General features: G+C 71.4%; 17 protein-coding genes. All 17 read right to left on the bottom strand.

Going from position 1 to position 18971, the window contains the following annotated elements:
- Nucleotides 1-46: 46 nt before the first annotated feature.
- The 17 genes from FRADC12_RS20165 to FRADC12_RS20085 all read right to left on the bottom strand — a co-directional run bounded on the left by FRADC12_RS20165 (nt 47) and on the right by FRADC12_RS20085 (nt 18781).
- Entirely contained in the window at nt 47-2440 is a 2394-nt protein-coding gene (locus tag FRADC12_RS20165) for a CaiB/BaiF CoA transferase family protein (protein WP_045877800.1), read from the bottom strand.
- A gap of 83 nt (nt 2441-2523) precedes the next feature.
- Nucleotides 2524-3825, bottom strand: a complete 1302-nt coding sequence (locus FRADC12_RS20160; RefSeq protein WP_045877799.1) for a thiolase family protein — start codon at nt 3823-3825, stop codon at nt 2524-2526.
- A complete protein-coding gene (locus FRADC12_RS20155; RefSeq protein ID WP_045877798.1) occupies nt 3822-4232 on the bottom strand; it encodes a Zn-ribbon domain-containing OB-fold protein in 411 nt (136 codons plus the stop codon). The genes FRADC12_RS20160 and FRADC12_RS20155 overlap by 4 nt, the downstream gene beginning before the upstream one ends.
- Before the next feature lie 151 nt (nt 4233-4383).
- On the bottom strand, nt 4384-5283 hold the full coding sequence (locus FRADC12_RS20150) for an SDR family NAD(P)-dependent oxidoreductase (protein WP_045877797.1): 900 nt from the start codon (nt 5281-5283) through the stop codon (nt 4384-4386).
- A gap of 85 nt (nt 5284-5368) precedes the next feature.
- A complete protein-coding gene (locus FRADC12_RS20145) occupies nt 5369-5743 on the bottom strand; it encodes a nuclear transport factor 2 family protein (RefSeq protein ID WP_045877796.1) in 375 nt (124 codons plus the stop codon).
- Nucleotides 5744-5804: 61 nt separating this feature from the next.
- Nucleotides 5805-6695 (bottom strand): SDR family NAD(P)-dependent oxidoreductase, encoded by an 891-nt coding sequence (locus FRADC12_RS20140; protein WP_045877795.1) that lies wholly within the window; start codon nt 6693-6695, stop codon nt 5805-5807.
- Between the two features lie 29 nt (nt 6696-6724).
- Nucleotides 6725-7729 carry a phytanoyl-CoA dioxygenase family protein gene (locus FRADC12_RS20135; RefSeq protein ID WP_157488962.1) on the bottom strand — a complete coding sequence of 335 codons (1005 nt, stop codon included), beginning with the start codon at nt 7727-7729 and terminating at the stop codon, nt 6725-6727.
- A gap of 35 nt (nt 7730-7764) precedes the next feature.
- A complete protein-coding gene (locus FRADC12_RS20130) occupies nt 7765-9021 on the bottom strand; it encodes an amidohydrolase family protein (protein ID WP_045877793.1) in 1257 nt (418 codons plus the stop codon).
- Between the two features lie 376 nt (nt 9022-9397).
- Nucleotides 9398-10624 carry a cytochrome P450 gene (locus tag FRADC12_RS20125; RefSeq protein WP_232303915.1) on the bottom strand — a complete coding sequence of 409 codons (1227 nt, stop codon included), beginning with the start codon at nt 10622-10624 and terminating at the stop codon, nt 9398-9400.
- 171 nt (nt 10625-10795) lie between these two features.
- Nucleotides 10796-11473 carry a GntR family transcriptional regulator gene (locus FRADC12_RS20120; RefSeq protein WP_045879925.1) on the bottom strand — a complete coding sequence of 226 codons (678 nt, stop codon included), beginning with the start codon at nt 11471-11473 and terminating at the stop codon, nt 10796-10798.
- Between the two features lie 43 nt (nt 11474-11516).
- Nucleotides 11517-12479 (bottom strand): ABC transporter permease, encoded by a 963-nt coding sequence (locus tag FRADC12_RS20115; protein ID WP_052711037.1) that lies wholly within the window; start codon nt 12477-12479, stop codon nt 11517-11519.
- Complete coding sequence (locus tag FRADC12_RS20110; protein ID WP_084011065.1) at nt 12469-13413, bottom strand: ABC transporter permease; 945 nt, start codon at nt 13411-13413, stop codon at nt 12469-12471. The genes FRADC12_RS20115 and FRADC12_RS20110 overlap by 11 nt, the downstream gene beginning before the upstream one ends.
- Nucleotides 13413-14453 carry an ABC transporter ATP-binding protein gene (locus FRADC12_RS20105; protein WP_045877792.1) on the bottom strand — a complete coding sequence of 347 codons (1041 nt, stop codon included), beginning with the start codon at nt 14451-14453 and terminating at the stop codon, nt 13413-13415. Before FRADC12_RS20105 ends, FRADC12_RS20110 begins: the two co-directional genes overlap by 1 nt.
- Nucleotides 14453-15517 (bottom strand): ABC transporter ATP-binding protein, encoded by a 1065-nt coding sequence (locus FRADC12_RS20100; RefSeq protein ID WP_045877791.1) that lies wholly within the window; start codon nt 15515-15517, stop codon nt 14453-14455. Before FRADC12_RS20100 ends, FRADC12_RS20105 begins: the two co-directional genes overlap by 1 nt.
- Before the next feature lie 7 nt (nt 15518-15524).
- Nucleotides 15525-17075, bottom strand: a complete 1551-nt coding sequence (locus FRADC12_RS20095) for an ABC transporter substrate-binding protein (protein WP_157488961.1) — start codon at nt 17073-17075, stop codon at nt 15525-15527.
- Between the two features lie 174 nt (nt 17076-17249).
- On the bottom strand, nt 17250-18443 hold the full coding sequence (locus tag FRADC12_RS20090) for an acyl-CoA dehydrogenase family protein (protein ID WP_045877789.1): 1194 nt from the start codon (nt 18441-18443) through the stop codon (nt 17250-17252).
- A gap of 29 nt (nt 18444-18472) precedes the next feature.
- Nucleotides 18473-18781 (bottom strand): hypothetical protein, encoded by a 309-nt coding sequence (locus FRADC12_RS20085; RefSeq protein WP_045877788.1) that lies wholly within the window; start codon nt 18779-18781, stop codon nt 18473-18475.
- Nucleotides 18782-18971 lie beyond the last annotated feature (190 nt).

The following is an 18971-nucleotide window of genomic DNA, read 5'->3' as shown; positions in this document are numbered from 1 at the left end:
AAACCGTCCGGCGAACCCTCTGGTGGGACCGCCGGCCATCCGCGACTCAGCCGGCGGCCGGCTCGGCGGCGAACACCGCGCCGCCGGCGCGCAACGCCGCGATCTCCGCGGCCTCGTAGCCGAACTCGGCGAGCAGGGCCAGCGTCGACTCGCCGAGCAGCGTCGCCGGCCGGGGCGGGCCGGCGACCCCATCGAAGGTCACCCGCCCCGGCAGCCGCCAGTAGGGGCCGTGCTCCGGATGCACGTCCGGCGTGACCAGGCCGCCGCGCACGAGCAGGTCCTCGAAGGTGCCCTCGTCGGCCCGGACCGCGCCGACGTCGACGGCGGTGAGCGCGGCCTCCCAGTCGTCGGCCGCCCGCGTCCGCAGCACCGGGCCGACCAGCCCGGCCAGCGCCTCGCCGGCCGCGAGCCGCGCCGCGGTGTCGGCGAACCGCGGGTCGTCGACCCACTCTGGATGCCCCAGCACCGTCGCGAACGCCCGCCATTCCCGGTCGGTGACGACGGCGGCGAACAGCCAGCCCGCCGCGCACGGGTAGAGCCGGTAGAGCGCGTGCAGGCCGTGCTGCGCGGGGTCGACGGTGAGCCGCGCAGGCGCGCCCTCGTAGGTGACCAGTTCGGCCGCGTACACATAGCCAGTGCTCGCCAGCATGGTCGTCTCCAGGTACTGCGCCGCTCCGGTCCGGCCGCGGGCGGCCAGGCCGAGCAGGATCGCCGAGGCGACCGCGATCCCCGAACAGGGGTCGGGATAGGAGTCGTCGACCGGTGGATTGCCCCGGCCGGCCTGGAGGATCCCGCCGCCGGTCAGGGCGTTCGGCGTCGAGTGGAACGCTGCCCGGTTCGCCTCCGGGCCCTTCGAGCCGTAAGCCGCGGCGTTGACGTAGACGACGCGCGGGTTGACCCCGCGGATCGCGGCGAAGTCACAGCCGAGCCGCTCGATCGGGCCGCCGCGGAAGTTGTGGAAGAACACGTCCGCGCCGGCGACGAGGCGGCGCAGGACCTCCCGGCCGCCGGCGGTCTTCAGGTTGAGCGCGATCGACTCCTTGCCGTGCTGCAGGTGGACGAACTGCAGGCCGACGCGGCGGAACGGGTCGCCCTCGACTGGCTCGATCTTGATGACGCGGGCGCCCATCTCCGCGAGGAGGGTCGACCCCAGCGGCCCGGCCAGGTAGGTCGCCAGCTCGACGATCGTGGTCCCCTCGAGCGGCCCGCGTGGACGCGGGCCGTCCGCCGGCCGTGCGCTGGCGTCGAACCGGTCGAGGCCGCCGGCGGTGAACACCGGCGGGTGCTCGCCGAGGCGGGGCGCGCCGCGGGTGACCGGGACGGCTTCGCCTCCGGTGCAGGCGATCGGGGCGAGCTGGCGCACCGGGCCCAGGCTCGGGTCCGGGATCACCGCCACGCGGTCGTTGGCGGTCAGCTGCGGGTGGGCGAGGAAGCCGTCGAAGTCGAGGAACGGATCCGCGCCGACGTCGAACTCCAGGAACCGGGCCATCCACTCGGCCTGGGTGCGTTCCGCCATCCGCTTGCGGATAACGTCCTCGAGCTCTTCGATGTCGCCGAAGGACCGGAACAGCATCGGCCCGTCGGCGTAGCGCGGATCGGCGAGCACCGTCTCCAGGCCGATCGCCTTCATCCAGGACCGGAAATGGTGGTCCTGGCGGGCGCACATCTGGATCCACCGGCCGTCGGAGCACTGGGCCGTCAGGAAGGTCAGCGCGATCCCGCGCAGCTGCAGCGACGGGCCGGCGGACACGGCGCCGGCCACCGGGCCGGCCGGCTCGGTCTGGCGGCGCAGGTCCTGGCGCATCGTCGCGGTGATCGCGCCCAGCAGCAGGGACGTCTCGACGTGGCGGCCCGCCCCGGTCCGGTCACGCTCGAGCAGAGCGGCCACCACCCCCTGGAACGCCAGCTGCGCGGCCGCGTAGCCCGCGACCGGGGCCGCCGAGTAGAGTGGCCGGCCGCCGGCGAAGCCGGGAGCAGCGCCGCTGAGCGCGTCGAGGCCCATCATCTTCCCGGCCTTCGCCGCGACGACCCCCTCGTAGGCCTTCAGCCGGCGGTGCGGACCGGTTGGGCCGAAGCCGGAGATCGTGCAGGAGACGGCCCGCGGGTTGAGCGCCCGGATCTGCTCGGGGGACACCCCGAGCCGTTCGGCGACGCCGGGGCGGAAGTTCGTCAGCACGACGTCGCTAACCGCGACCAGCGACCGCAACGCCTCCCGGTCGGCCCCGGCGGCGGCCAGGTCGAGGACGACGCCGCGCTTGCCCCGGTTGAGCATCGGGAAGCCCCGTGTCCCCCGCGCCCAGTCCCCCGCCGGGGGCTCGACCTTGACGACCTCGGCCCCGTAGTCGGCGAACATCATGCCGGTCATCGGCCCCGCGGTGCCCGAGGCCAGCTCGAGCACCGCCAGACCGGTGAACGGCGATCCGTTGGGTGATGCGCTCATGGTGGGACCGTTTCCTTCACTCGCCGGAGGGGGCCGCGTGACCGGCGCGGCCCCGGTGCCGAACACCGCCGAAGCGCGGCGGCCTAGCCCGGATGCCTGGACAGCAGCAGCGAGCCGGCAAGGTCCGGGGCGCCGGAGGAGGTGTAGGCGACGTCGGCGCGGACCGTCACCTGGCGGTCCCCGGCCTGGCCGCGCAGCTGCTCGACTGAGTCGTGGTGGTGCGCGGTGCGGGTACGGCCGCAGCCGAGGTTCCCGCCGCCCGAGATGAACGGGTGCGGCCCGGTCACCGACAGGTCACCGGCGTAGAAGTCAAAGGCCTCGCCGCGCTTCACCCCGTGCCACTCGAAGGCTTCGAGGGTGAACTGCGGCAGTGTGAGGAACCCGTCGTAGGCGTTGAAGATGTCGACGTCCCCGGGGCCGAGCCCCGAGCCTTCCCAGAGCAGCTCCGCCTGCAGCCGCGTCCATTCCTCGACCTCGTCGAGGCTGGGGATCTGGCCACGGGCCTGCCCGAAGATCTGGGCGTGCGCGAGAACGTAGACCGGCGGCTGCCGCAGGTCCCGGGCCTTCTCGGCGGTGGTCACCAGGTAGGCGCCGACGCCGTTCATCGGCCGGTCGCAGTCGAGCATCCGCAGCGGCTCGTGGATGAAGCGGGACGCCAGGTACTCCTGTTCGCTGATCTGGCTCGGCTCGGAGTTGGCGTAGAAGCCCCAGGGGACCATCAGGCCGTTGCGGCGCAGCGCGACCGCGAGCGGTGCCAGGCCGTCCTCGCTCTTGCCGTACCGGCGGCAGTACTCCCGGTGAACGAGAGTGAGCCGGGTGCCGGCCGAGAGGTAGTAGCCCCACGGCGCCATCCACTGCGCCGGCCCGGCCGCCGCGGCCGCGGCGTTGTCTCCCGAATGCTGGTAGCGGCCAGGCAGGTTGCCCATCGGGTAGACCACCAGGCAGGTGGTGCATCTCCCGTCGCCGACCGCCTGGGCGGCCAGGCCCAGCGCGTGGCCGCTGAGGTAGTAGCCCTGCCGGACGTTGACGGAGTACTCGACCCCCGGCAGGCCGAGCTCGCGGGTCAGCCATTCGGCGGTGACCGTCGTCAGGCCGTCCTCCGAGTCGTACGGAGCCGCCGGGTAGGGCCGTGGCGCCCACGCGTCGCCGGTCGGTCCCGGGCAGATGACCAGGCCGTCGACCTCGCCGGCCGGCACCCCGGCGTCCTCAAGGGCGCCGCGGGCGGCGACCTGCGCGAACGCGCCCAGGGTGCGATCGAGCGAGTGACCGTCCCAGCGCCGGTCGACCGGCGAGTGCCCGAGGCCCGCGATCGCGACCTCGCCGCGGTGCTCCCACCGGCCACGCCCCGGGGCGTCACGGTGCCACCAGGCCTGATAGCCCGTCACAGCGCAGCCCTCCATTCGTGGACCAGAACTCCCGGCGCCGCCTCGACAAAGGTCAGCTCCACGGCGGCGCCGACCGGGGCCGCGCCGACGGGCGTTCCCGGCAGGTTGGAGAAGAAGGTGATGCCCGGGTCCTCGTCGAGCGTCACCACGGCCAGGTTGAACGGCTGGTCGGGCTGCTTGAGCGCGATCCGGGTGTCATGGCTGACCAGGTAGGTGCGGATGTGGCCGCGGCCTTCGACCTCGCGCCAGCTCAGGTGCCCGGCCGAGCCGCACCCGGAGCAGGACGGCCCCGGCGGATACAGCAGACGGTCGCAGCTGTCGCAGTGCTGCAGCAGGAGACGGCGGTCGTTGACCGCGTCCCAGAAGGGCTTGCTGAGCTCGTCCGGAACCGGCACGGGATAGGGCATGTCGCTGTGTCTCTCCGTAGGCTGGGCGCGCCCGTCAAGGCCCGCTCATGTCCAGCAGGGGTGCGCCGCGGCCGCGCGAGGATTCGGGCCGGTGCCGGCGCCGCCCGGGTGTGCCCCAAGCGGCGCCGGCGCGGGCAAAGCCCGCGAGAACTCAGAAATTGCGGGCGGCCGGGAACGCCGCGCCGGTGAGGTCACAGATCTCGTCGAGACCCGCGGCGACGTCCTCGAGGGTCAGGTCGGGCTTCGTGATGCCCTTGCTGATCGCGAGCGTCAGCCGGTGGACCGCGCCGCCGCCGACGACGAGGACCTCGCCGTTCAGCGCACAGGACTCGTGCGCCAGGTAGGCCGCCGCCGGGGAGATCAGCGCCGGGTCGAGCGCCGCCAGGACCGCCTCGGCCCGCCGCCGGACCACGGGGTCCGTCTGGGCGGCGGCGCTTTCCTCGGACATCCGGGTCCGCGCCCGAGGGGCGACCGCGTTGACCCGTACCCTCACCTTGGCGCCCTCCCCCGCGAGGCTCTTGGTGAGCCCGAGGACCGCGCCCTTCCCCGAGGCGTAGCTGGTCAGCTGCTCCAGGGTGCCGAGCACGGCCTCCGAGGTCGTGTTGACGACCCGGCCGGTCCCGGACGCGATGAGGTGCGGCCACGCCGCCCGGGTGACGTAGAGCGTGCCGAGGAAGTGCACGTCGACCATGCGGCGGAACTTCTCGTTCGTCAGCTCCTCGAACGGCGCCTTGTCGCTGATCCCGGCGTTGTTGACCACAATGTCAAGGCGGCCGAAACTGTCCAGCGCGGTCGCGACGATCGACGCGGCGCCGTCCTCCTCCGCGACCGACGCGAACGACGCCACCGCCTCGCCGCCCGCCGCCGCGATCTCCTTGACGACCTCCTCCGCGGGGGCCGCCGAGGACCCGGTGCCGTCGGTGGAACCGCCGTAGTCGGCGACGACGACCTTGGCGCCGCGAGCCGCGAGGAGCAGCGCGTGACAGCGGCCGATTCCCCGGCCGGCGCCGGTCACCACGGCGACCCTGCCGTCAAATCTCAGCTCATCCATTGATGCACCCCAGAAACGTAGAAAAGGGCGGTAAGCGGGCAGAGTAACCGCCGTCGCGCGGCCCCTGCCGGCGGCGCGCCGGGCGTCATCCGGCCCGCGGCGTGCTCTGCTGGGCGATCAGCCGCCACTGGCCGTCCTGGCGGCGCCAGACCTGCAGGACGTCGGAGACGAACAGCGCCGGCTCGCCGGCGCCGTCCGCGGGCGGCACACCGACGACGAGGCCACCGGTGGTCACCGCGACGTCGCCGTACACCGCCACGTCGAACGAATCCCGCTCGACCGTGCGGCGACCGACCTTCAGCATCGCGACCAGCGAGTGCTTGTCGTCGTGGCGGCCGTTCGTGTGCACATACCAGAGATCCTCGTGCAGGAGGTCCTCCAGCGGGGAGACGTCCTCCCCCGACCAGGCCTCGCACCGCCTCCGTTCCGCCTCGGCGACCTCGGCGCGGTCCGCGCTCATCGCCCCCTCCTTCCGTGCGTCGTCTCCCGGCCGCGGTCCCGTTCCGGGGAGGGCTCCCGCGTCACAGCGGCGCCTGGTCCTTGAACAACGCCGCGAGCACCGCGGCGCCCGCTGGGTCCAGTACCTCCGGGAACCGGTCGCGCACCTTCTCGAGGGTCAGCCCGGCGTCGTTGATGCCGCGGGTCATCGCGTACGACACGCGGCGCACCTCGCCGACCTGGGCCCGGATGAACTCCCCGGTCACCGTGCAGTCCGGGTGGCACAGCCAGGCGACGACAGCGGCGGCGAGCGCCGTGGACCGGTCGACGACCGCATCGCGGTCGTCGGGGTCGACGCCCATCTGGACCGCCAGCCAGCGGGCACGGGGGTGCTCGACCCCGGTCAGCGCCGAGGGCAGCACGGCGTTGACACAGATTCCGTGCTCCGCGCCCTCCATCGCCAGCTGACGGGTCATCCCCAGCACCGCGCCCTTCGCGGTGCCGTAGTGGGTGAGGTCCCGGGTCTCGCCCCACAGCGTCGCCTTCGCCGAGACCATCACGACCCGGCCGCGGCCGCTCTCCACCAGGTACGGCCAGGCATACCTGGTGGTGAAGAACGGGCCATAGATATGTACCCGTTGCATCAGGTCGAAGACGTCCCAGGTCATCTCGGGAAACGGCATCGCCGGGAAGACACCCGCGTTGTTCACGATCGCGTCGATCGCGCCAAATGCGTCGACAGCGGTCTGTACGAGGCCGCGGGCGCCGTCCTCGGTGGAGATGTCGTGCCCGTCGGCGACTGCCTTGCCGCCCAGGCCTTCCAGCTCCGCTACGACCTCGGGTGCGTTGCGCAGGTCGTTCACGACGACCCGCGCGCCGCGCGCCGCGAGCAGCCGCGCATAGCCGCGGCCTAGCCCCCGGCCGGCACCGGTCACGATCACGGCCCGGTCGTCGAAGCGCAGCTCGGACGGCATCCGTCCTCCTCTGCCCGATGCGCGGGCGCCTAGTAGAGGTATTCGCCGGACTTGATGTTGCGGCCCATCTGCGCCGGGTTCGGGCCCTCGGGGCCGTACTCGTAGTGCAGGAAGTCGCCCATCAGCCAGCGGAACCGCTCCGGGTTGCGGTCGATGACCTCCTGGGGCGCGTTGCCCCGGAACGCCTCCGTCGTGTGCATGAAGTGCCGGGAGAACTGGATGTGCAGACTGACCCGCAGCCCAGGCATGGTGCGGGCGAGCGCGCCGTGCCAGGTGCTGCCGTGGAACACCAGCAGCGACCCGCGCGGCGCCACGAGCGGAACCTGGCGGTCGGTGCCCTCGCCGGGCAGCGGCTGCCGCCGCAGCTTGTGGCTGCCCGGGACCAGCACCGTCGCGCCGTTGTCGCCGGAGAAGTCGGTCAGCAGCCAGATCGCGGTACAGCGGTAGTCGGCCTCAGGATGGGGCGCCGGCATGTGGTGGTCGCAGTGCAGCGGCAGCGGCGGCGAGCCCGCACCCTTGACGAATGGCGAGTAGGTGTAGAGAACGGGGTTGGTGCCGACGCAGATGTTCGTCAACGCTTCCAGCGTCTCGTTGAGCAGAACCTCCTCGAACGGCCGGCCCTCGAACAGGACATGGGTCAGGGTGAGGCCGAACGGGCTCTGGTTCGGGGCGTCGGCGCTCAGCTCCGCTGACGTCGAGGTGAACCCGGTCTCGAGGTCACACTTGAGCGGCAGGCGTTCCTCGACGATCCCGAGTACGCGCTCCAGTGCCCGGTCGGTGACGTCGATCGGGGCGACCTTCTCCGGCTCGACGATGGTGTAGCCGAGCAGCTCGAGCTCCATGGCGTTCCGCTCGAGGCCCAGCTCACGGATCTTGTCGACCGTCCGGAAGAGGCCGTCATCGGCGTGCGGCAGGCCGGTGTTGGAGACCGCCGAAGGCGCGGCCGCGTAGGCCGACGCGGGCTTCCCGCCGCCGACCATCATGCCCTTGGAGATCTGGACGTTGTCGGGAGCGTCAGACTTCGATTCCACCATGCTGGCCATTTCCTCTGTCCTCGCTTTTCGCCCGCTCAGCCGAGCGGTATCCGGTAAAGCTCGGCCGCGTTGTCCTGGAGAATGCGGCGCCGGCCGTGGTCGTCGGCCGCGGCGAGCGAGGCGGCCAGCCGCTCCCGCGTGTCCGGGTAAAGGCAGGTCGGGTGCGGCACGTCGGTCTCGACGAGAATGTTGTTCACGCCGATGTCCTCGATCAGCTTCGCCGGCGCCGACTGCTCGAACCAGTACATGACGTACAGGTGGTCGTGGAAGTACTCCGACGGCATCCGGCGGGCCAGGCCCCGTTCCTCGGGCAGGGTGACCATCTCGTGGTACTGGTAGTCAAGGTCCTCCAGCAGGAACGGCACCCAGCCGATCCCGCTCTCGGCTGAGACGATCTTCAGCTTCGGGTACCGGTCGAACAGGTCGCTGTTGCAGAGGTTCGCGACGATCCGCATGTTACTGACGTGCGCCAGGCTGGCCGACACCGCCAGCGTGCGCTGCCGCCCGAACCAGCGCCAGGCCGGCGGGGCGACCGTCGGCGGCCCCGGCTGCTGGGCGGCCTTGCCCCGGAACGCCACCCCCTGCCGGCTGGACTCGACCTCCTCACGCCGCAGCCCCGCACCGATGTGGAAGTTCGGCACCGTGCCGCTCTCGTTGAACAGGTCCCACATCGGGTCGAAGTAGGCCTCCGGCAGCTCGGGCAGGCCGAGCAGCTCGGGCTTGTCCGAGAGGGTGAAGCCGCGGATCCCCTGGTCGATGCGCTTGGTCATCTCGCGCACGGTCAGGTCCATGTCCCAGATCGGCAGGATCACCTGGGGGAACAGCCGGTCGTTCGAGGCCTTCTGCACCTCGACCATGTAGTCGTTGTAGATCGTCAGGATCAGCAGGCGCTGCTCGACGTCCTCGATCGCGAAGATGTGGTTGGAGGAGAAGCCGATCCCGTTCGGGTAGAGGATCTGCGCGTGGATGCCCATCTCGTCGAGGATCGCGAGACGCTCGGTCACGTCCCAGGACGAGGGGTCGATGGCCGAGAACGGCTGCACCACGTGCGTGCCAAGGACCTTCTGCCGGTTGTGCCCGATCGTGTTCCCGCCGGTCGAGGCCCAGGTCTCGCCGTTGATACTCCACAGCGTCATGCCCTCGACGAAGCTCTGTACCGGGACCTGGTCCTTCATCGACGCGGGGACGCGCGCGGTCCACAGGTCGGGCGGCTCGGTCCAGTGGGCGTCACAGTCTATGATCTTCAATCCGGCGAGCAGGTCGATGCTCGACGCCGTCTGCGTCACTGTCATGCGGGACCTCCAGGTGGTTGGCGCCTAGCCGCGGCCGGGGGCCGGTGCCGGCTGCGGCGGTGCCGCGCAGACGACGCGACGTGACCGGCGCGGCCCGAGCCGCGCGATTCCCGGGTGGCGTCGGCATTACGCGGGGACCCGTGTGTTCTGCCACGTGGGAGCTGGCCGCCGCCGGTCGGGTGGCGGCCACGTGCTCGCTCGACGGGCCGGGGCCGACGACTGGCCAGCTCGCCTGGTGACCAGATCAGAGAAATATCACCTGGCCGGGCGTCTCACGAGTTCTTGCAGCATATTCTCGCTCCAGGTCGACGGCAAGGAACCAATTCCGGCCCGCGCAGGTGTTCACCTGCGCATTCTGCGCAGCTGAACACCTGGCCTACGCGCCGGTGACGACCGGCAGCCGTTCCCACGCCCGGAAGGTCGCGGTGCGGACCAGTTTTGAGTTCTCCGCGTCGACGTACCAGTCCGGAAAACGCTTGAGGATCTCTTCCAGCACCACCCTTCCCTCGATACGCGCCAGTGCGGCACCCAGGCAGAAATGCGCGCCGAAACCGAACGTGAGGTGCCGGTTCCCCTTCCGGTGGATGTCAAACCTCTCGGGATCGCCGTACTGGCGGTCGTCGCGGTTGGCGGACGCCAGCAGAAGCCCGAGCGCGCTGCCCGCGGGGATGCGCACGCCGTGCTCTTCGCTGTCACGGGCGACATAGCGCCAGGTCTGCAGGCCGGGCGGCGCGTAACGGAGGATCTCGTCGATGGCGCCGGGGATGAGGGCGGGGTCCGCCGCCAGCTGCCGCCGCTGGTCGGGGTGGTCCGCGAGCAGACTGCCGGTCCAGCCGATCAGGACCGTGGTGGTCTCGTTACCCGCGATCGCGAGCATGTTGACCGCCGTCAGGACCTCCTCGCGGGTGAGCCGGCGTTTACCGTCCGCCGTGTCGTACTCCGCGAACAGGAGCTGGGTCATCAGGTCGTCGGACGGATGGCCGGCCCGCCAGTTGATGTAGTCGGTGAAAAGGCCGCCCGAATAGAAGTCGGTGCTGGTCAGCCGTTCCTGGGGCCGCCCGGGGTCGTGCGTCGCCACGGTCAGCCGCTCGCGGATCTCCCGCTGGTCCTCTTCCGGAATGCCGAGCAGCATGCCGATCGACTGGGTGGGGACGTACACGCCGAGATCGGCGACGAAGTCGAACCGCCCGCCGGCCGCGGCCAGGGGGTCTAGGATGTCTGCGCAGAACTTCCGGATCTTGGGCTCGACGGCACTCATCGCCTTCGCGCTGAATAATCGGCCGAGCAACGCACGGTGGATGGTGTGCGCCGGCGGGTCCTCGAAGATGAGGGTTCCCGACGGCATGGTCATGTTCGCTTTGATCTGCTCGAGGACCACCCCTCGTCCCGACGCGTATACCCGGGAGTTCTTGAGCCCGCGCTCGACGTCGTCGAAACGGCTGAGCGCGTAGAAGTCGTACTGCTCGTTGTAGTAGAGGGGCGCCTCGTCGCGAAGCCGCCGGAAGACAGGGAATGGGTCGGCACCGATCTCGGTGTCATAGGGGTCGTAGTACGGCACGACCGGCGCAGAAAATACCACAGTAATCTCCCGGAACTGGGCCACCGTTGTCTGGCTGTGAGTCGTCTACCCGCGGGACGGCTTCATGTCAACAGGCGGCGGTGTCCTGACCGGCCACCGGGCAGCGCCGTCTCGGCGCCAGCAGGCGAGCGCCGCTCGGGACGCGCGCCGGACCAGGGCGTTCAGCTGCTCGTTGCGGCCAGCTGGACGCCCGGGCTAACGCCGGGCCGGGCTGTCGCCGACGGTGTCGGCGAAAAGGCCGAGAACAGTGCGTTCGGCGGAGTTGCGGTGCTGCTCGGCGATGTCCACCAACCGGCCGAGGTCGTAGTCGGCCAGCGCGTCGACCATCGCGAGATGCTCGGCGACAATCCGGTCCCGGGTCTCGGGAATCCAGAGATATCCCGCCCGATAGGCCTCGGAGAGATGCCACAGCCGCACGACCTCGCGGCGGACCAGGAGCAGCGGGGAGAGGCCCAGCAGCGCGAAGTGGAACCGCCGGTTCGCCACCAGCATCTCGGTGATGGAGCCCGCTTCGCCCCCGGCGGTTACCGCCGCGTTGTGGGCGCGCAGCGCGGCGAGGTCGTCATCCGCGGGCCGGCGCGCGGTGCGGAGCAGCTCTGCCTCGAGAAGACGGCGCATCAGGTAGATCTGCTGGAGCTCGGCGGCATTGAACTCGGCGACGAAGTAACCCTGGTTGACGACGTAACGAACCAGCCCCTCGGTCTCGAGGATCCGCAGCGCCTCACGCACGGGACTGCGGGAGAGGTTCAGCTGCTCGGCTAGCTGGTCCTGACGGAGCTGCTGGCCGGGCATCAGCCGACGGCGCATGACCATGTCGCGCAGGGCGGTGGTCGCCTTTGCCGTCGCGTTCGTCTCCCCGCCGTGCTCCGTCACGTCACGTCGCTCATTCCTGCTGTTTCCGCTGCCGCCGAGGGTCTCAGTCTGCCGCGCCGGCTCCCCCGCCCGGCTGGGCGGCCCGGGCCCCGGGTGACCGCTCCCCACCCTGCGCCGCGCCGGACGCCGCGCCCGGCGGCCGGCCACCTCGCTCGGCCAGCGCGTTGCAGGCCAGAACCGTGAGGAACAGCGTGACCGCCGGGATCAACACGATATGCGGCCGGCTCGACAGGAATGGCCGGCCGTCTGCGATCATGTTCCCCCACGACGGCCTCGGCGGCTGGACACCCAGGCCGAGGAAGCTCAGCGAGCCCTCGATGACGAGTACCAGGCCGAGTGCCGCGAACGCGTAGGCAAGCACCGAAGGCAGCACGTTCGGCAGGACCTCGCGCCGCATCACCCGGGCGTCGCGGGCGCCGAGGCCCTGCGCGGCGAGGACGAACTCGCGCCGCGCGAACGTCATCGTGTTCGCCCGCGCGAGGCGCATGAACGTCGGGAAGGTGAACAGGGCGATCCCGATGACCAGAGTACGGACCGACGACCCGGCGAGCGCCGAGATGACCATGAGGAAGACCAGCCCCGGGACGGACAGGATCACATCGCCAACCGCCGTGACGACGGCATCGGCCTTGCCGCCGTAGTAGCCGGCAACCAGGCCCAGCGCTACTCCCACCACGAGCGCGAGCCCGACGCTGAGCACCCCGACGAGCAGCGACGTCTGCGCCCCGGACACGACCCGGCTGAGCATGTCCCGGCCGAGCTGGTCGGTGCCGAGCAGGTGGTGCGCGGACGGCGGCCGCGCGATGGCGAGGCTGCCCTGCGCGTAGCCGGGCAGCGGCAGCACCGGCGCGAGCACGGCCATACCGACCACGAGCAGCACCCAGGCCGCGGCGACGGTGCGTACCACCGACGGGCGTCGCCGGCGCGGCGGCACGGCAGCGGCGTCCACGGAGGTGACGCCGGCGGGCGGTGCCGTGGACGCGGGCGCGGTGTTGTCAGCGAGCATGGCGGACCCTCGGGTCGAGAAGGCCGTAAAGCACATCAACGAGCGCGTTGACCACGACGTACGCGATGGCGATCACCGCGACGATGGCCTGGATCGCCGCGATGTCATGGAAGCTGATGGAGTCGTAGAGCAGCCGGCCGAGACCGGGCAATGCGAAGATCGTCTCGACGATGACGGTGCCGGCGATCGCGGAGCCGGTCGTCACCCCGACGAGGGTGACCAACGAGAACAGCGACGGCCGCAGCGCGTGGCGCAGCAGCACCCGCGCGGTCGACTGGCCCTTCGCCTCCGCCATCAGGATGAAGTCCTCCTGCAGGGTCGCGCGCATGTCGTTGCGCAGCACCCGCTGGTACACGGCGGCGGGATGCGCGGCGACCACCACCATCGGCATGATCATGGCCTGCAGGTTGCGCACCGGGTCCCCGGTGAACGGCACGTAGCCCGCCACCGGCAGCCAGTGCAGCCGCAGGGCGAACACGAGCACCAGAACCAGGGCGAGCACGAAGCTCGGCGTCGAGATGAGCCCGAACGAGAGGACTCCGAGGGTCTGGTCACCGGCCCGGCCCGGCCGGTACGCGGCGTAGATCCCCGCCGGGATCGCGAACAGCAGCGCGAGCACCTGGCCGCCGATGAGCAGCTCGAGGCTCACCGGCGCACGCTGCCAGATCAGGTCGACCATCGGCACACCGCCGCGCAGCGACTCGCCGAGGTTGCCCTGGGCCGCGTCCTTCAGCCAGGTCCCATACCGGGCGACGATGGGCTCGTCGAGGTGGAACTGCTGGTGGAAGGCATGGATCTGGTCCGGGGTCGCCGCGTCGCCGAGCACCGCGAGCGCCGGGTCGCCGGGCATCAGCGAGACCATCGCCGACACGAAGAACGTGACGACGGCGAGGATGACCAGCAGGTGGGCCAGCCGGCCGAGCACGTATCTCATCAGGTCCTCCCCCCTGGCCGGGGGCTGGCGCCCACGGCGGCGGTCTTCTCGCCTTCGGCGGCGTGGCAGGCGACGTGGTGGCCGTCCGCGACGGGCCGCAGCTGTGGCTCCTCGACCGCGCAGCGGTCGTGGACCAGCGGGCAGCGGGTCCGGAACCGGCACCCGGACGGCGGGCTCAGCGGCGAGGGCAGCTCGTCGCCGATGACCCGCGCGTCGCTCGGCCTCGCCTCGGGGTCCGGTTCCGGGACCGCCGACAGCAGCGCCGCGGTGTACGGGTGCGCCGGCCTGCCGTAGATGGCGTCGGGCGACCCCACCTCGCAGAGCTTGCCGAGGTACATCACGGCGACCCGGTCGCTGACCCCGCGCACGACCGACAGGTTGTGCGAGATGAACACCATCGTCAGGCCGTAGCGGGCCTTCATGTCCTCGAGCAGGTTGAGGATCTGGGCCTGGACGGAGACGTCGAGCGCGGACACCGCCTCGTCGCAGATCACCAGCCTGGGCCCGAGCACGAGCGCCCGGGCGATCGACACCCGCTGGCACTGGCCGCCGGACAGCTCCCGTGGCCGTTGGCCACCGACCGCTGCCGGGTTGAGCCCCACGGCTTCCAGGATCTCGTCGACCGCCCCGGCCCGGGCCGGGGCGTCGCCGCGGCGCCAGATCCGCAACGGCTCCTCGACGATCTGACGCACCGTGCGCCGTGGGTTGAGCGAGGACACAGGATCCTGATGGACGAGCTGCATCCGGGGGCGCAGCGGGCGAAGGCCGGCCCGCGAGACCGCGGTGAGGTCCCTGCCCTCGAAGACGACCCGGCCAGCCGTGGGCCGGGGCAACTGGACGATCGCGCGCCCGGTCGTCGACTTCCCGCAGCCCGACTCGCCGACGAGACCCAGCGTCTCCCCCGGCGCCACGTCGAGACTGACCTCGGAGACGGCGTGCACGACCCGGCCGCGGCCGGCGGGGAACTCCACGCGCAGGTCCTCGACCCGCAGCAGAACGTCCTGTGACTCGCGCAGGTGCGCCGAGCCGCCGCCCGCCATCAGGACCCTCCTTCGCCCGGTCCGCCCGGCGCCGCTGCGAGCGCCGCCGACGCCGGCGCCTGGCCCGCCGCCGTGTCGACCGGGAACCAGCAGCGCACGAGATGCCGCGGCGCGCCGGCGACCGGGGCCAGCGGCGGCATCGCCTCGCGGCACCGCTGCCGCGCGTAGCGGCACCGCGGCGCGAACCGGCAGCCGGCGGGCCGGCTGGTCAGTACCGGAGGCTGGCCGGGGATCGCCTCGAGTGGCTCGTGCGGCTTGCGGCCGAGCCGGGGCACCGAGCGCAGCAAGGCCTCGGTGTAGGGCATCCGAGTGGACCGGAACAGCTCCCGCGTCGGCGCCTGCTCGACGACCTGCCCGGCATACATGACGATGATCTGGTCGGTTCTCGTCGCGACGACGCCCAGGTCGTGCGTCACGATGATCATTCCCATGTGGCGGCCGTCACGCAACGTGGCGAGCAGGTCGAGGATCTGCTTTTGGACGGTGACGTCGAGCGCCGTCGTCGGCTCGTCGGCGAGCAGCAGCGCCGGGTCGCCGGCGATCGCGATCGCGATCGCGATCCGCTGGCGCATCCCGCCGGACAGCTGGTGCGGATATTGGCGCAGCCGCCGCTCCGGCTCGGGGATGCCCACCGACCGGAGCAGTTCGGCGGCCCGGCGCTGCTTCTCGCCGCGCCGCGCGCCGCTGGCCGTGAGCAGCACCTCGCCGAGCTGGCGGCCGACGCGCACGACCGGGTTGAGCGAGGTCATCGGGTTCTGGAGCACGATCGACAGGTCCGTGCCCCACAGCCGGCGCAGCTCGCGGCGCGGCAGGCCGACGAGTTCGCGGCCCCCGAACAGCACGCTGCCCGACCAGGCCGCGGTGCCCGGCGGCAGCAGGCCCATGATGGCCCGCAGCGTCGCCGACTTCCCCGAGCCCGACTCGCCGACGATCCCCAGGGTCTCGCCGCGCGCGACGTGCAGGTCAACGCCGTCGACCGCGCGCAGCAGGCCCTGAGGCGTGCTGAAGGCGACCGTCAGGCCGGTGACCTTCAGCAGCGCCTCAGCCGGAGCAGCGGCAGTCATGCGCCGGTCATCGGTCGAGCCAGATGTCGGCGGCGCGGGTATAGGCACAGGCGGTGAACGAGGCCGGCATCTCGACGTCGTCCTTGGCGATGAACCCGCTGATGTACGGCCCGAACCAGATGTAGAGGAACTGGGTCGCGTTCAGCTGCTCGATCTTCTTCACGGCGGCGACGCGGCTGTTCCGGTCGACAGCCTTGGTGGCCTGGTTGAGCAGGCTCTCCAGCGCCGGGTCGACCGGGCCGCCCTGGACATGACGACCGCCGGCGGGCTTGCTGTACAGGTTGCGGAAGAAGCCGCGGGCCGGGCCGGCGAACGGGGTGTTCGCGCTCCAGGCCAGATCGAAGTCGTTCTTCACCGCGAACTGGGTGTTGTAGTCCGCCGTCTGCAGGAGGTTGAGCGTGACGTGGATACCGATGCTGGCGAGCACCTGCTGCAGGTACTGTGCCTGGTCCTGGTTGAAAGGCACACCGAGCAGCTCGTAGTGGTCCTTGAGCGGGCCCTTCTCCGCGACATAGTCCGCGACGAGCTTCTTCGCCTCGGCCAGGTCCGTCTTCGGCCACAGCCCCTGCGCGCATTCCGGCAGGTTCGGCGCATACGGCGCGCACGGCAGGCTGCCCGACCACGCACCCTGGAACAGCGAGGCGTTCACCGCCCGCGGGTCGATCGCCAGCGCGATCGCCTTACGGATCCGCACGTCGTCGAACGGCGCCCGGCTCTCGTTCGGCACGATCCCGGCACCACCGGTCAGGCTCGTGTTGACGACGTGGATCCCGGGCGTTCCCTTGAGCGTGGCCTGCACGGCGGGGCCGTTCGCGGCGACGTCGATCTCGCCGCTGGCCAGCGACTGGCCCAGCGTCACCGGATCGGTGATGACCTGGAACACGACCTTGTCGAGATACGGCCTGCCCACATCCCAGTAGTGCGGGTTACGCACCAGCACAGCCTGCGAGTCCCGCGTCCACGACTGCAGCATGAACGGCCCCGCCCCGACCGGGTGCTGCGCGAACCCTCGCGGGTCGGCCTGGTACGCCGTCGGCGACACCATCATCCCGGCCATCGAGGTGAAGGCGTAGGGGAACGAGCCGTCCGGCCCACCGAGAACGAACTGAACCGTGGCCGGGTCGAGGACGGTGATCGCCTTGATGTCGGAGACGGTGAGCAGGGCCGATGAGCCCAGCGAAGGGTCCTTCGTGAGGCCCACGTTGAACTTCACCGCCGCCGCGTCCAGCGGCGTCCCGTCGGTGAACGTGACCCCGGGCCGCAGCTTCATCGTCCACGTGACCGAGTCCGAGGTCGTCATGCTGGTCGCCAGGTTCGGCTGCCAGTCCCCCTTCGCGTCCAGCTTCAGCAGCGTGTCATAGACGAAGTTGCCGCGGTCCTCACCGAAGGTCGTGTCCCGCAGCATCTGCGGCGACCAGCCGGCGATCTCGTTGTTCACGCCGACGGTCAGCGTGCCACCGTGCTTCGGGGCACCGGTCGCGGCCACCGTCCCGACCGTCCCACCCCCCGAAGCCCCGCACGCCGCCAGCGCGAACCCGATGGCTAAGAGGAACGGCAAGAACCGTCCTAGGAAACGCCTACGATGCCCGCCCACGGTCACCCCCCTGACTCGAGTCAGAAACACCCGCGCACGCCCGGGCGCCGCGGGGAACTCGTCAGAGACTAGGATTATCCAAGATTGGATGCAACATTGGATATTGGTCGTGGCCAGGCCCGCGTGGCTCGAGGCGCGCTAGCCGCGCTGGTCGAAGCGCACGCCGAGGTACTCGGAGGCGATGCGGATCTTCTGGATGTTGAGAGTGCCGCCGGCGAGCGCCCAGCCGTGGGCATCGCGGTGCAGCCGCTCGATCTCGTACTCCTCGGAGTAGCCGTAGCCTCCGTGCAGCTGGATCGCCTGGGCGGAGACGAACTGAGCCGCCTCGTTCGCGGCGCACTTGGCCACCGACGCGGCGAGCGCGCTGGGCGCTCCGGTGCCCGCGCCCTGCGCCGCGGCGTAGAGCAGCATCCGGGCCGACTCGACGCGCACGACCATGTCGGCGATCGCGCCCTGGACGAGCTGGTAGTCGGCGACACGGTGGCCGAACTGGCGGCGCTCGAGCACGTAGCGCGCGGTGCGGTCGAGCGCGGTCTGCGCGACGGCCAGCGACATCGTGGCGTTGCCGAGGCGCTCGATCGAGAACGCGGTGAACAGCTTCGAGAAGCCGCCGGCGGGGACGATCAGGTTCTCCAACGGCACCCGGACGTCGTCGAAGAAGATGTCGGCCGAGCAGATCCCGCGGAAGCCCATCAGGTTCTCCTGCGGGCCGAAGCTCACCCCCGGCGCGGCGCCGTCGACGAGCACCGCGCCGATCGCCTTGCCGCCCCTCGCCTCCGACAGCCGCAGGTAGACGAGGTACTGCTCGGAGTGCCCCGCGCCAGAGCACCAGCGCTTCACCCCGTTGACGACGATGGTGTCGCCCTCGACGCGTCCCGTCGTCGTCATGTCGGTGGCCGCAGACCCGGCCTCCGGCTCGGAGATGGACACGGCGATCGTCTTGTCCCCGGACACGACCGGGCCGAGCAGACGGGTCTTCTGCTCCTCGGTGCCGAACTGCTCGATGACCCGGGCCGGGCCCGTGCACGCCTCGAACACCGGCCACGCGGCGATGGGGCTCGCCTTGGCCAGCTCCTCCAACGCAATCAGCGCGTCCAGCACCGGACGCCCCTCGCCGCCGTACCGGGTAGGGATGGTCAGGCCGAGCAGGCCGAGCCCGGCGAGGAGCTTGCGCTCGTCGGCCGGGAGCGGCTGGCGCTCGCGGTCCCACTCACGGGCGCGCGGAGCGTAACGCTCCGCCGCGACCCGGGCGACCATCTCGCGCAGCGCGCGCTGGTCGTCGTCCAGCACGGTCCCGGCGTACAGGTCGCGCCCACTGGCACCCGTTGTCATCGTCGTCGTCCAGCCTGTCTCGTCGGTGGTCAGTCGGAGCTGGGCAGGGGCTTGGCCGTCTTGAGGGACAGCGGCGCGCCGCCGAGCGACAGCGAACCGGGCCCGGCCTTCGTGCACAGCAGCTCCAGGCCGCCGGCCGCGTCGGTGTAGCGCTTGCCGACCTCGGTGCCGGCGGCGAACGACGGGTCCAGCGCGGGCCGGGCCGCCGGGGCGTCGCCGACGGGAAGCATCGGGTGGCCGCCGCAACGCAGGTCGACCTCATCGCCGGGCGCGCGGACAACCACCACCTCAGTCGCGTCGGCGGCGCCCCGCAGCCGCGTACCAGGCTTGAGTGCCATGTCTGCCTTTCTTCGGTAGGTCTTCTCCAGGCCGCGGGCGCCGCGCCGGGATCACCAGGATCGGGGTCAGGCTCTGCCCGCCGCCACCGCCTCGTCGCCCCGCTCGGCGAGCAGGCCGACGACCTCCTCGATGGTCCGCGGGGCGCGGTAGTCGAACGGCGCCGGTTCCATGGGCCCGCACCTCCCGCCG

This window comes from Pseudofrankia sp. DC12 (genome assembly GCF_000966285.1).
In the GTDB taxonomy this organism is placed as follows: Bacteria; Actinomycetota; Actinomycetes; order Frankiales; family Frankiaceae; genus Pseudofrankia.
The sequence above is the reverse complement of the archived record's forward strand: the minus strand, read 5'-3'. Positions and strand labels throughout refer to the sequence as shown.

What these genes read in the sequence shown, in the direction of transcription:
- FRADC12_RS20165 (WP_045877800.1), bottom strand. Translation starts at nt 2,440, where the DNA reads ATGAGCGCATCACCCAACGGATCGCCGTTCACCGGTCTGGCGGTGCTC.
- FRADC12_RS20155 (WP_045877798.1), bottom strand. Translation starts at nt 4,232, where the DNA reads ATGCCCTATCCCGTGCCGGTTCCGGACGAGCTCAGCAAGCCCTTCTGG.
- FRADC12_RS20150 (WP_045877797.1), bottom strand. Translation starts at nt 5,283, where the DNA reads ATGGATGAGCTGAGATTTGACGGCAGGGTCGCCGTGGTGACCGGCGCC.
- FRADC12_RS20145 (WP_045877796.1), bottom strand. Translation starts at nt 5,743, where the DNA reads ATGAGCGCGGACCGCGCCGAGGTCGCCGAGGCGGAACGGAGGCGGTGC.
- FRADC12_RS20140 (WP_045877795.1), bottom strand. Translation starts at nt 6,695, where the DNA reads ATGCCGTCCGAGCTGCGCTTCGACGACCGGGCCGTGATCGTGACCGGT.
- FRADC12_RS20135 (WP_157488962.1), bottom strand. Translation starts at nt 7,729, where the DNA reads ATGGTGGAATCGAAGTCTGACGCTCCCGACAACGTCCAGATCTCCAAG.
- FRADC12_RS20130 (WP_045877793.1), bottom strand. Translation starts at nt 9,021, where the DNA reads ATGACAGTGACGCAGACGGCGTCGAGCATCGACCTGCTCGCCGGATTG.
- FRADC12_RS20115 (WP_052711037.1), bottom strand. Translation starts at nt 12,479, where the DNA reads ATGCTCGCTGACAACACCGCGCCCGCGTCCACGGCACCGCCCGCCGGC.
- FRADC12_RS20110 (WP_084011065.1), bottom strand. Translation starts at nt 13,413, where the DNA reads ATGAGATACGTGCTCGGCCGGCTGGCCCACCTGCTGGTCATCCTCGCC.
- FRADC12_RS20105 (WP_045877792.1), bottom strand. Translation starts at nt 14,453, where the DNA reads ATGGCGGGCGGCGGCTCGGCGCACCTGCGCGAGTCACAGGACGTTCTG.
- FRADC12_RS20100 (WP_045877791.1), bottom strand. Translation starts at nt 15,517, where the DNA reads ATGACTGCCGCTGCTCCGGCTGAGGCGCTGCTGAAGGTCACCGGCCTG.
- FRADC12_RS20090 (WP_045877789.1), bottom strand. Translation starts at nt 18,443, where the DNA reads ATGACAACGGGTGCCAGTGGGCGCGACCTGTACGCCGGGACCGTGCTG.
- FRADC12_RS20085 (WP_045877788.1), bottom strand. Translation starts at nt 18,781, where the DNA reads ATGGCACTCAAGCCTGGTACGCGGCTGCGGGGCGCCGCCGACGCGACT.